Here is a 12,562-nt window from a genome sequence, read left to right on the forward strand (position 1 = left end):
TCGCCCCGGACGAGGTCGACGCTCTCGAGGACGTCATCAAGCGTGCCCTCGAGCGCGCCGAGGACGAGGAGCTGACGAACGGCGACGGTCTGACCGACGCCGTCCAGGTCGAGCTCACCGACCTCGAGTTCGAGACCGACGAGCTCGGTGACGACCTCGCCCGCGTGGCGGTCGTCGATGGCAGCTATGACGTCTCCTGGGACCCCGACGACCTGCCCGAGCGGCTCTCGTTCCTCGAGGACGAGTCCGGCGACGAGTCCGAGTCGGGTGACCTCTCCGAGCTCTTCGAGGAGGAGTGGGGCGACGACGAGCCGTTCCTCACGACCGTCAAGGTCGGCGGCCGCTGGTACGTCACCCTCCTCGGCTCCGTCGCCGAGCTCGCCTACGACGTCGCCGACGACGAGGTCGACGACCTCGAGACCCCCGACTACGACCTCCTGTCCGAGGACCTCGAGCCGATCACCGGCGACACCCCGGAGGACGTCGTCGAGGGGATCGCCGAGGCGATCAGCGACAGCGATGGCGAGACGCTGATCGCCAGCCTGCCGGGTGACCTCGGTCGTCCGCTGCGGCCCTATGTGGCGCTCGTCGAGGATGCCCTCAACGGTCGCTACGGCGACGACGCCGTCTCCGCGGACGTCGAGGTGAGCGATCTCGACCTCGAGCAGGAGGACATCGGCGACGGTCGGGTCAAGGTCACCGTCAAGGGTGCGCGGGTCGTGGCCACCGGCTACGAGGACGACTACTCCGAGACCGTCGAGATCGAGATCGACGGCAAGTGCGTCACCGGCACGGGCGACGGGTTCGCGACCTACGACTATGTCGACGGAGGGAACTACGACGAGTACGGCTACTACGAGGACGACGGCGGCTACGACGAGTACGGCAACTTCGTCGGCTACGCCGACGAGGAGCTGGTCAGCGAGTCGGAGACCTGGTGCTTCGGCAACGACGACGAGTTCGCCGACGTCGTGCGGGATCTGGACATCGACCAGTACTTCGTCGTGATGCAGGAGGTGGACGGCGGCTACCAGCTCGACCCGCTCGCCACCGCAGCCGAGTACGCGACCCTCGCTCTCGACGCACTGGACGAGGACCTGGTCGAGGATCTCCTCGACCGGTGGGAGGACGAGCTCTGACCATGTTCTGCACCCACTGCGGCTCGGCCCGGACCGACGACGCCCAGCGTTTCTGCACCACCTGCGGTACGCCCTTCCGCGCCGCCGGCGCCGCCCCGGCAGCCCCGGCCGCTCCGGCAGCCCCGGCAGCCCCGGCAGCCCCGATGCCTCCGACGCCGGCCGTTCCCTCCGATCCGACGGTCGCCGGCACGATGGCGGCGGTGCCCTATCCCGACGCCCCGCCCGCTCCCGGCTCCGTGCCGATCGACATCACCGAGCGCGGTGCGCCGCCGATGCTGCCGCCGGTCGGGCCACCGGTCCCGTTGGCCCCGGGTGCTCCCGCGAGCCCGCCCAGCTCACCGGGCCGGGGTGGCCGGGGTGGCCGGGGTGGTCTGCTGGCCGTGCTCGGCGTGGTTGTCGTGCTCGCCCTCATCAGTGCCCTGGTGACGGCCCTGGTGCTGCGCAGCGGATCGGACGACTCGACCGAGGATGCCCGCGACCGGGACCGCGCCGGGCAGGACAGCACCCGCGGCGCCGACCGGGATGACGACGCCGACGACGAGGCCGACGACGAGGCCGACGAGACGGACGCCGAAGGTGTGTCGTCGCCCGATCCTTCGGCGAGCACCGGCGGCACCGCGGTCGTCCTCGACTGCTGGGACGGCACCAGCGCCACCAGCTGCCCGGCTCTGGTCGGCTCGACGAGCTTCTCCTGGGTCTTTCCCGACGCCCAGGAGGCCAACTGTGAGGTGAAGGCCTCCGCCCAACGCTCCCAGGCCAGCTGGTGCGACCTGGGTGGCACGGTCGTGCACTACAGCCGCTGGAACGTCTGGAAGCAGATGGCGCGCAACTACCGGGGGACCGGCTCGCCGGTCGACCTCGGCCGGACCGAGATGGACGCCGTCGGCGCGCCCGGTCCCTGGCAGGCGCAGGGCGCCTACTACGACTACAAGCTCTCGGTGTGGTCGATCAACCGGGACGCCCCCTACTCGGTCACGATCTACACCGACAGTGCGGCCACGGCCCGACAGGTCTTCGCCGACCTCGACGTCCAGCACATGAAGGCCGTCGCCAACGGCGGCACCAGCAGCTGAGCGCCGTGGTGCCGCAATCCGGTCAGTCCTTCGGTCGCTATGACGTCGGCCGGCAGCTCGGGCGCGGCGGGATGGGCATCGTCTTCGAGGCCACTCACCGTGACCTCGAGCGGGCCGTGGCGCTCAAGGTGCTCGCGCCGGAGCTGGCCGAGGACCCGTCCTACCGCAACCGCTTCCTGCGCGAGGCCCGGATCCTCGCCCGGCTGGACTCACCGCACGTCGTGCGGGTCTTCGACGCGGGCGAGCACGACGGATCGCTGTTCCTGGCCACCGAGCTGCTGCCCGACGGCGACCTCGCCGAGCTGATCGAACGGCAGGGTGCTCTCAGCCCGACCCGGGCGGCCGATCTCGTGCGCCAGGTCGCGTCGGGTCTCTACGACGCCCACCGGGCCGGGATCCTGCACCGCGACATCAAGCCGTCGAACGTCCTCCTCAAGCGCCTGCCCGACGGCACCCTGCGCGCGCTGCTGTGCGACTTCGGGATCGCCGCCGTCTCCGACGGTCGCGACCTCACCGCCACGCAGGGCGTCATCGGGACGCCGCCCTACATGGCTCCCGAGCGCCACGACGGCGCGGAGGCGACCATCGCCTCCGACATCTACGCACTGGGATGCGTGCTGTGGTCGACGGTCACCGGGCATGCGCCCTATGAGGGATCGGCGGCCCAGATCCTCCTCGGACACCTCCAGAAGCCGATCCCGCAGCTCCTCGGCGCGACGGCCGAGGAAGTGCAGTTCAACCAGACCCTGCGGATGGCGATGGCCAAGGACCCGGCTGCCCGCTTCCGCAGCGCCGATGCCTTCGGTCGCGCGCTCGGCTACTTCGCCGCCGCCGGCCCGCCGGGAGCGCCGACCCTGGAGCGGTCGACGCCGTCCGCCCCGCCCCCGCCGTCCACCGTGCCTCCGCCACCGTCCGCCGCGAGCACCCAGCTCGCCCAGCCGACTCCGGTCACCGCACCCTGTGTCGTCGGCCCCCTGCAGCGGGCCCGGCGAGGGCGACGGAGGCTGGTCGCCGCAGCGATCGGCGTGCTGGTCCTCGTCGCCGCGACGGTCGGCGGCGCCCTGCTCCTCGTGGGCGGCGACGAGCCGTCGTCGGCCGCCGGGAGCGATCGTGACGCGTCGACCTCCTCGAGCGACGCCACCCCGGTGCCGGGGCCGTCCGCCACCACGAACGCATCCGGCACCGATGGGCCGCTCGCGATCGATGCCGACTTCGTCAACCAGCCCTGCAACGACGAGTTCGTGGTCATCCTCGCCACCTCCGGCGACCGCACCGAATACGAGGAGAAGCTCGGAGCCGCCGTACGCGGCAATCCCGATGCGCGCTATCTCGACGGGTCCGCCTCGTGTGCGGCGTTCCTGCCTGAGGACCCCGCGACCGGTGCGCTCGTCTTCAACGCCTACCTCGGCCCGTTCCCGACGATGTCGGCCGCCTGCCAGACGCTCGCGCGGATCAAGTCGCCGGTGGCCTGGGTACGCCGGCTCGCGAACCCGTCCAAGGTGCGCGAGCTGTGCTTCTGTCTCTCCTCCGCGAGCCAGCAGCCCACGATCGCACCGGGCTACGCCAGCGGCGACTTCCGGCTGCGGCACCAGGTGCGTCAGGCGCAGTGGGCGCTGGCGACGAAGGGCTTGCTGCGGGAGGACCAGATCTACGGCGCCTACACCGACGACCTGGTCGACGCGGTGACGAAGTTCCAGCGCCGCCGCGGGTTCGAGGGCAATGGTTTGCTCGACAGCACGACGTGGCAGGCGCTGCACGCCGACTACTGCCCCGTCGACGCCTACCTGGTCGAGCGGTGACGCGCGGGCGGCGGCTGTGGGCAGCCGCGACCCTGCTGACCCTCGTCCTGGCCGCCTGCTCGGGCGACCCCGCGTCGGAGCCCGCTCCCACCGGCGGCGAGGGCGACGACCGGGTGCGGGCGCCGGCCGCTGCCGCCGCGCCCAACGTGCTGCTGGTGATGGCCGACGACATGCGGGCCGACGAGCTCCAGTGGATGCCGAAGACGCGGCGGCAGCTCGGGGCGCGCGGCCTGGAGTTCCTCAACTCCTTCGCCCCCAACCCGCTGTGCTGCCCGGCCCGGGCCAGCCTTCTCACGGGCAAGTACTCCCACAACCACCGCGTGCTGAGCCACGAGGCGCCCTACGGGTTCGGCGCGTTCGACGACTCCACGACGCTGGCCACCAGCCTGCAGGCGGCCGGCTACCGCACCGCCCTGGTCGGCAAGTACCTCAACGGCTACGGCGAGCAGCCGACGTACGACGGCGACGACTCGCTGCTCTACGTCCCGCCGGGCTGGAACCAGTGGTACGGCTCCACCGACCACGTCTTCGCTCCCGGAGAGAGCCCTGGCGGTGGGACCTACCACTACTTCGACCTCACCTCGAACATCAACGGCGAGCTCGTCAACTTCGCCGGCCAGTACTCGACCGACGTCACCGGCCAGCAGACCCGCGACCTGATCAGGCGCTTCGCCGCGGCCGAGGACGGCGCACCGTGGTTCGTGTGGTGGAACCCGGTCGCCCCGCACCACGGTGGTCCGGCCGAGCCCGACGACCCGGGCACGGTGCCGCGCGCCGACGGCTTCGGCGTGAAGTGGCTGACGCCGGCGCGACCCGCGTCGGTGCAGGGTCGCTTCGACGACGCGATCACCCACGGGCTCGGCATGCCCGCCGACGGGATCGCCGAGGAGGACGTCAGCGACAAACCGGCCTACGTGCGCTCGTTCCCGCAGTTCACCCAGCGCGAGGTCGAGGTCCTCACCGAGGTCAGTCGACAACGTGCCGAGGCCCTCTCCGTGCTCGACGACCAGATGGCGCGCACCCTGCGGATGCTGCGCCGGGTGCCCGGCGGCGAGGACACGGTCGTCGTGTTCACCTCGGACAACGGCTATTACCTGGGCGAGCACCGCAAGCGGCAGGGGAAGATCAACCTGCACGAGCCGTCGATCCGCGTGCCCTTCCTGATCGCCGGGCCGGAGGTCCCGCGCGGGGTCCGCCACGACCCGGTCACGGTGCAGGACCTGGCCACCACGATCGCCGCGTGGGCGCGCGCCGACCTCCCGGCGGTCGACGGCACGGACATCCGCCCGGTGCTGCGCGACGGTGACCGGGGCTGGACGCGGCCGGTGCTGCTCGAGGGCCTGATGCCCGAGTCGACGTACCTGAACGCGAAGGGTCGGCCCGCCGGGATGGGCGATCTCGACACGATGGGCTTGCGCCTGGGGCGATGGAAGTTCGTCATCTACTCGACCGGGGAGGTCGAGGCCTACGACCTCCAGGCGGACCCCCTCGAGCTCGAGAGCCTCGCGTGGGGAGCCGACGACGCGACCCTGACCGCGCTGCACGAGCTGTGGCAGGCCTATGCGACCTGCGCCGGTGACGCCTGCCGGCGACCACTCGCCGACGAATGGGTGGCCGGGACCGACCTCAACCGCGCCATCACCGTGGGTCAGCGCGCTGCGGTGGCCGCTGAGTACGGACAGGGCTGAAGCGGTCGGACCACCGCCCGATATCCTTCGGCCCGTGGCCGAGACCCCGATTGCACCGTCCCGCTCCGCCCTCGACACCGTCGCTCTTGCCGCGTCCGACCCGGACCGTCAGCAGCCGTGGGCCGAGCTCGGTCTCAAGGCCGACGAGTACGAGCGGATCCGCGAGATCCTCGGCCGCCGGCCCACCGGCGCCGAGCTCGCGATGTATTCGGTCATGTGGAGCGAGCACTGCTCCTACAAGTCCTCCAAGGTGCACCTGCGCCAGTTCGGCGAGCTCGCTCAGGAGATCCGGGAACTGCAGACGAACTCTGCTGGGGAGCCGATCGGCCGTGTGCTCGCGGGCATCGGGGAGAACGCCGGCGTCATCGACATCGGCCAGGGCTATGCGGTCAGCTTCAAGGTCGAGAGCCACAACCACCCGTCGTACGTCGAGCCCTACCAGGGCGCAGCGACGGGTGTCGGCGGCATCGTCCGCGACATCATCGCGATGGGCGCCCGCCCCGTGGCCGTCGTGGACCCGCTCCGCTTCGGCCCGCTCGACGCCGACGACACCCACCGCGTGCTGCCCGGGATCGTCGCGGGTGTCGGTGGCTACGGCAACTGCCTCGGCCTGCCCAACATCGGTGGCGAGGCGGTCTTCGACGCGACCTACCTCGGCAACCCGCTGGTCAACGCCGGCTGCATCGGTGTGCTCCGCCACGAGGACCTGCACCTGGCGAAGGCCTCCGGGGTCGGCAACCAGGTCGTCCTCTACGGCGCCCGCACCGGAGGCGACGGCATCGGGGGCGTGTCGGTGCTCGCGAGCGAGACCTTCGACGCCGACGGCCCTGCCAAGCGCCCCAGCGTGCAGGTCGGCGACCCGTTCATGGAGAAGCTGCTCATCGAGTGCACGCTCGAGCTCTACCGGGCCGGCGTCGTCGCCGGCATCCAGGACCTCGGCGGCGCCGGCCTGTCCTGCGCCACCACCGAGCTCGCCTCGGCCGGTGACGGCGGGATGCGCTGCGAGCTCGATCGGGTGCCGCTGCGCGACTCCACGCTCTCGCCGGAGGAGATCCTCATGAGCGAGTCCCAGGAGCGGATGATGGCGGTCGTCGAGCCTGCCGACATCGACGCCTTCATGGCGATCTGCGCGAAGTGGGACGTCGAGGCCGTCGTGATCGGCGAGGTGACGGACTCGGGTCGCCTCGAGATCACCTGGCACGGCGAGGTCGTCGTCGACGTCCCCCCGCGCACGGTCGCGCACGACGGACCCGTCTACGAGCGCCCCTACGCCCGCCCGGACTGGCAGGACGCGCTGCAGGCCGACGGTGCCGAGGCGCTCGCCCGGCCCGCCACCGGCGACGAGCTCCGCGCCACGCTGCTCCAGCTCGTCGCGAGCCCCAACCTGTGCGACAAGTCGTGGATCACCGACCAGTACGACCGCTACGTGCAGGGCAACACCGTCCTGGCCCAGCCCGCCGACAGTGGCATGATCCGCGTCGACGAGGAGACCAACCTCGGCGTCTCGATCTCGACCGACTGCAACGGTCGCTTCGCCAAGCTCGACCCGTACGCCGGCGCGCAGCTCGCCCTCGCCGAGTCCTACCGCAACGTGGCGACGGGCGGGGCGCAGCCGGTCGCGGTCAGCGACTGCCTCAACTTCGGCTCCCCCGAGGACCCGGACGTGATGTGGCAGTTCGCGGAGGCCTGCCGCGGCCTGAAGGACGCCTGCCTCGAGCTCGGGATCCCGGTCACGGGCGGCAACGTCTCGCTCTACAACCAGACCGGCGAGACGGCGATCCTGCCGACGCCGGTGGTCGCGGTCCTCGGCGTGATCCAGGACGTCACCCGCCGGACCCCGTCGTCCTTCCAGGCTGCGGGCGACGTCGTCGTCCAGCTCGGCACGACCCACGAGGAGCTGTCGGGCTCGGAGTGGGCGCACGTCGTCCACGGCCATCTCGGTGGTCGGCCGCCCGCGGTCAACCTCGCCAACGAGCACAACCTCGCGGCGCTGCTGCAGGAGCTGGTCGGCACGATCACCAGCGCCCACGACCTCTCCGACGGCGGCCTCGCCCAGGGCCTCGCCGAGGCGGCGATGGCCAGCGGCATCGGCGCGATCGTGGGTCTCGACAACCTCGACCAGGACGCCTTCGTCGGCCTGTTCGCCGAGTCGACCGCCCGCGCCGTCGTCACCGTGCCGGCGGACGCGCTCGAGGACCTGATGGCCGCCGCCTCCCGCCACGCGGTGCCGGCCACCGTGATCGGCACGACCGGCGGCGACGCCCTCGTGGTCGAGGGGCAGTTCGACGTACCGCTCACGGAGCTCCGGGACGCCTGGACCGCCACCCTGCCCGCCGCACTGGGCTGACGACCGGGTGGTCGAGGAGCTCGCTCCTCGACGACCGGGTCAGGACGAGCGGAGCAAGGTGTCGACCTTGAGCGGCACGGTGATGGTCTGCTTGCCGTCGCCACCGCCCCAGACCTGCAGCAGCGTGAACTCGTAGTCCTGGTCGACCTTGAGCCGCTTCGGGACCTTCGAGCCCTCGACGTCGAAGATCAGGTGGTAGGTCATCAGGCAGCCGCGGGTGGCGTCGGGGCAGGAGCTGCCGAGCCGGTCCTCGATGACCTGGGTGGGCTTGATGTCGCCGAGCCGGAAGGTCGACTCGACGCCGGTCGCGGCATAGATCGCACCGGACTTGCCGTCCTTGGCGAACACGTCCCACCGGCGGAAGGCGGTCGTGACGCTGACGACCAGCCAGGAGTGGCCGTCCTCGGCCCAGGCGCCACCGGCGTAGGGGATCCGCGCCGTGCGGGTCGTCGTGCAGGCGAAGGACGGCGCCCCCACCGGGTCCTTGCCGAAGGTCACGTCGCTCGCGCACGACTGGGTCCGGTCGTTGCGCGACTTGAGCTTGTAGAGCGGCTTCGCGAGGCCGGGGTCGCGCTGACCGGTCGTGAGGTCGAGTGTCTGGGTGACGCCGTCGAAGTCGACGTTGAGCGACGGGCTCTCGCCGGCGCCGTTCACGACGACATAGAACGACTCCGAGCCGACGCCGGTGGGGTTGGGTGGCGGCAGGCGGTAGTTCGCCCCGTCGGCCACGAGGTCGAACACCGGCTCCTCGTCGTTCTCGGTGTAGTCGGCGTAGTCGCCGAAGGTGCCGGCGTCGTACTGCCAGGTGATCGGCACGAAGCTCGCCCCGTCGGGGGCCTCGATCGGCTCCAGCTCGCGGGTGTCGTTGGCGGCGAGGGAGGTGGCCGGCTCGCCCACGGTCACCTCGAGGCGTCCGGTCGGGAGGGTGAGCCGACCGGTGCGGCCCTCCGCGAACTGGTCGTCCTTGCGGGCCGAGATGACGTCGCCGACCGACGCCTCCTCCTCGCCGCCGCAGGCCGCGAGCGCAGGGGAGAGGGCGAGCAGGACGAGGGCGACACGACCGGGGGTCGTGACGCGGGCAGGCAGACGCATGGGGTCATTGTGCCGGTCAGACCCGGGGCCGAGGGCGTTGACAGGGACAATGACCACACCATGCCTGCTCGCCTCCGACCTGCTGCCCCTGACGACGTCGCCGGTGCGCGCTCCCGGATCGCGGCCGCGCTCGCTGCGGACGAGCCTGCCGCCCGCGCCGACCTCAAGCTGCTGACCAAGCACTTCCTGGCCCTTCTCGAGGAGCGCGCACCCGGCCGGTCCGTGGAGGTGCGTGTCCCGCCCTTCGCCGCGGTCCAGGTGGTCGAGGGCGTCCGCCACACCCGCGGTACGCCGCCGGCGGTCGTCGAGACCGACGCCCTCACCTGGCTGGCCCTGGCCGCCGGGGAGATCGGCTGGGCCGACGCGGTGGCCTCGGGGCGGGTGACCGCGAGCGGGGAGCGGACCGACCTGGCGCCGTACCTCCCGCTGGGGTGAGCACGGTCGGCGCAGACGATCGGATTAGGTTGGCTCCATGACCGCACCCGTCACCACCGCAGACCTGCGTGCCCGTCTCGCCGAGCTCGCTCCGGGCGTCCGATCGGACCTCGAGGCGCTCGTCCGCATCCAGTCCGTCAGCGCCGACCCGGCTCGCCTCGACCAGGTCGAGGTCAGCGCGCGCGCGACGGCCGACCTGTTTGCCGCCGAGGGCGTCGACGTCGAGATCGTGCGCGCCTTCGACGGCGCCCCGCCGGCCGTGATCGGCGAGAAACGGGGCCCCGAGGGGGCACCGACCGTGCTGCTCTATGCCCACCACGACGTGCAGCCGGAGAACGACCACGCCGAGTGGGACTCCCCGCCGTGGGAGCCGACCGAGCGGGACGGGCGTCTCCATGCCCGTGGCGCCGCCGACGACAAGGCCGGCATCCTCGCCCACGTCGCGGCGCTGCGTGCCTTCGGTGACGAGCTCCCGGTCACGGTCCGCGTCTTCATCGAGGGCGAGGAGGAGGTCGGCTCCGACACGCTCCCCGAGCTGCTGAAGGCCTATCAGGACCGCCTCGCCGCCGACGTCATCGTCATCGCCGACTCCGGCAACTGGGACATCGGCGTGCCCGCCCTCACCACCTCCCTGCGCGGCCTGGTCCGCGTCGACGTCGAGGTCCGCACGCTGACCCACGCGGTCCACTCCGGGATGTGGGGTGGCCTCGCGCCCGACGCCCTCATCACCCTGTCCCGACTCATCGCGACCCTCCACGACGACGCGGGCAATGTCGCGGTCGCGGGCCTCCACGCCGGTCCGGCCGCCGACGTCGACTATCCGGAGGAGCGGCTGCGAGCCGAGTCCGGTGCGATCGACGGGCTGGAGTGGATCGGCTCCGGCTCCGCGGTCGAGCGCCTCTGGACCAAGCCGGCGCTGAGCATCACCGGCCTCGACGCCCCCAAGGTCGACGGCGCCTCCAACACCCTCGTCCCCGCGGCCCGCGCGAAGATCTCCCTGCGCATCGCCCCGGGCGACACGAGTACCAACGCCCTCGACTGCCTGCGCCGCCACCTCGAGGCCCACGTGCCGTGGGGCGCCCAGCTGACCGTCACGGTCGTCGACACCGGCGAGGCGACGCAGATCGACGCCACCGGTCCCGCGTACGACGCCGCGCGGGCCGCCTTCACCGAGGCCTGGGACGGCACCGCGCCGGTCGACATGGGCGTCGGTGGGTCCATCCCGTTCATCGCGGAGTTCCTCGAGTCCTTCCCCGCCGCCTCCGTCCTGGTGACTGGCGTCGAGGACCCCGACACCCGTGCCCACGGCCCCAACGAGGGCCTGCACCTGGCCGAGTTCGAGAAGGTGCTGCTCGCCGAGGCGTTGCTGCTGCGCAACCTCGGCAGCTGAGCTTCGCCGGGGCCGATTCATCACGGTATGTAGATGAGTGGTCGGTTCCCGAGTGGAGCTCCGCACGGGAAGTGCGTGCTCGCCTGCATACCGTGATGAATCCGAGCCGACTCGTTCACCCCACGTGGCGCGTCTCGCACTCCGGAGAATCCGGTCCGGGCGCTTCCCGCCGGTAGGCTTGCGGCCGTGTGCGGAGTCTTCGGCGTATGGGCCCCGGGTGAGGACGTCGCCAAGCTGACCTACTTCGGTCTCTATGCGTTGCAGCACCGTGGTCAGGAGTCGGCTGGCATCTCGGTCAGCAACGGCCGTCAGATCCTCGTCTACAAGGACATGGGCCTGGTGTCCCAGGTGTTCGACGAGAATGCGCTGGCGTCCTTCGCCGGACACCTCGCGGTCGGCCACTGCCGCTACTCGACCACCGGGGCGAGCACGTGGGAGAACGCGCAGCCCACCTTCCGGCCGACCGAGCTGGGTTCGATCGCGCTGGGCCACAACGGCAACCTCATCAACACCGCCGAGCTGGCGGACATGATGGCGGCGCTGCCCAGCGACGAGGGCGAGCTCGACATCCACGCCCGCGACCTGGAGAAGGCGACCAACGACACGAGCATCGTCACCGCGCTGCTGGCCCACCACCCGGACCAGTCGCTCGAGGCTCGCGCGCTCGAGCTGTTGCCGCAGGTCAACGGCGCGTTCTCGTTCGTGTTCATGAACGAGAACACGCTCTACGCCGCCCGCGACCCCGAGGGCATCCGGCCGCTCGTCCTGGGCCGGCTCGACCGGGGTTGGGTCGTCGCGAGCGAGGACGCCGCGCTCGCCACGGTCGGCGCCAGCGTCGTCCGCGAGGTCGAGCCCGGCGAGATGATCGTCATCGACGAGGACGGTCTGCGCTCCCACAGGTTCGCCGAGCCGCGCCGCAAGGGCTGCGTGTTCGAGTACGTCTACCTCGCCCGCCCCGACGCCACCATCGCCGGCCGCAGCGTCCACGAGGCGCGTGTCGAGATGGGACGCCAGCTGGCCCGCGAGTTCCCCGTCGAGGCCGACCTGGTCATCCCGGTCCCCGAGTCCGGCACCCCCGCTGCGTCGGGTTACGCGCTGGAGAGCGGCATCCCGTTCGGGCAGGGCTTCGTCAAGAACGCCTACGTCGGGCGCACGTTCATCCAGCCGAGCCAGACGCTGCGCCAGCTGGGCATCCGGCTCAAGCTCAACGCGCTCGAGCACATGATCCGCGGCAAGCGGATCGTGGTCGTCGACGACTCGATCGTGCGCGGCAACACCCAGCGCGCCCAGATCCGGATGCTGAGGGAGGCCGGTGCGCTCGAGGTCCACGTACGGATCTCATCGCCGCCGGTGAAGTGGCCGTGCTTCTACGGCATCGACTTCGCCACCCGCGCCGAGCTGATCGCCAACGGCCTCGATGTCGACGAGATCGCCGCCTCCGTCGGGGCCGACAGCCTCGGCTACATCTCGCTCGACGGCATGATCGACGCGACCGGTCAGGAGCAGAGCTCCCTGTGCACCGCCTGCTTCACCGGCGACTACCCCATCGAGCTGCCCGACGAGAGCCTGCTCGGCAAGCACCTGCTCGAGGCCAGCCTG

At 71.5% G+C, this 12,562-nt stretch carries 9 protein-coding genes; 8 read left to right on the plus strand and 1 reads right to left on the minus strand.

Going from position 1 to position 12,562, the window contains the following annotated elements; all coding sequences use genetic code 11:
- The 5 genes from E9934_RS19735 to purL all read left to right on the plus strand — a co-directional run.
- Positions 1-1,139 (plus strand): hypothetical protein (locus E9934_RS19735; protein ID WP_202977384.1); only part of this gene is annotated, 1,139 nt, incomplete at its 5' end.
- Complete coding sequence (locus E9934_RS18330) at positions 1,121-2,212, plus strand: zinc ribbon domain-containing protein (protein WP_136564355.1); 1,092 nt, start codon at positions 1,121-1,123, stop codon at positions 2,210-2,212. The genes E9934_RS19735 and E9934_RS18330, both read left to right, overlap by 19 nt.
- A gap of 5 nt (positions 2,213-2,217) precedes the next feature.
- On the plus strand, positions 2,218-4,011 hold the full coding sequence (locus tag E9934_RS18335) for a serine/threonine-protein kinase (protein WP_136564356.1): 1,794 nt from the start codon (positions 2,218-2,220) through the stop codon (positions 4,009-4,011).
- Positions 4,008-5,699: a sulfatase family protein gene (locus E9934_RS18340; RefSeq protein WP_136564357.1), complete on the plus strand. Its 1,692-nt coding sequence runs from the start codon at positions 4,008-4,010 to the stop codon at positions 5,697-5,699. The genes E9934_RS18335 and E9934_RS18340 overlap by 4 nt, the downstream gene beginning before the upstream one ends.
- 34 nt (positions 5,700-5,733) lie before the next feature.
- Positions 5,734-8,046 (plus strand): phosphoribosylformylglycinamidine synthase subunit PurL, encoded by a 2,313-nt coding sequence (purL, locus tag E9934_RS18345; protein WP_238695050.1) that lies wholly within the window; start codon positions 5,734-5,736, stop codon positions 8,044-8,046.
- 39 nt (positions 8,047-8,085) lie between these two features.
- Here the strand turns inward: purL and E9934_RS18350 are convergent, their stop codons facing one another.
- On the minus strand, positions 8,086-9,138 hold the full coding sequence (locus E9934_RS18350) for a hypothetical protein (RefSeq protein WP_136564358.1): 1,053 nt from the start codon (positions 9,136-9,138) through the stop codon (positions 8,086-8,088).
- Between the two features lie 60 nt (positions 9,139-9,198).
- On the opposite strand from E9934_RS18350, the gene E9934_RS18355 reads away from it, so the two are divergent.
- The 3 genes from E9934_RS18355 to purF all read left to right on the plus strand — a co-directional run.
- Positions 9,199-9,573: a sterol carrier family protein gene (locus tag E9934_RS18355; protein ID WP_136564359.1), complete on the plus strand. Its 375-nt coding sequence runs from the start codon at positions 9,199-9,201 to the stop codon at positions 9,571-9,573.
- A 37-nt stretch (positions 9,574-9,610) separates the two neighbouring features.
- Positions 9,611-10,963 carry a dipeptidase gene (locus E9934_RS18360; protein ID WP_136564360.1) on the plus strand — a complete coding sequence of 451 codons (1,353 nt, stop codon included), beginning with the start codon at positions 9,611-9,613 and terminating at the stop codon, positions 10,961-10,963.
- A 186-nt stretch (positions 10,964-11,149) separates the two neighbouring features.
- Positions 11,150-12,562, plus strand: a 1,413-nt coding sequence (gene purF / locus E9934_RS18365) for an amidophosphoribosyltransferase (RefSeq protein ID WP_136564383.1), incomplete at its 3' end; no start/stop codon positions are given.

The organism is Nocardioides caeni, from assembly GCF_004912195.1.
In the GTDB taxonomy this organism is placed as follows: domain Bacteria; phylum Actinomycetota; class Actinomycetes; order Propionibacteriales; family Nocardioidaceae; genus Nocardioides; species Nocardioides caeni.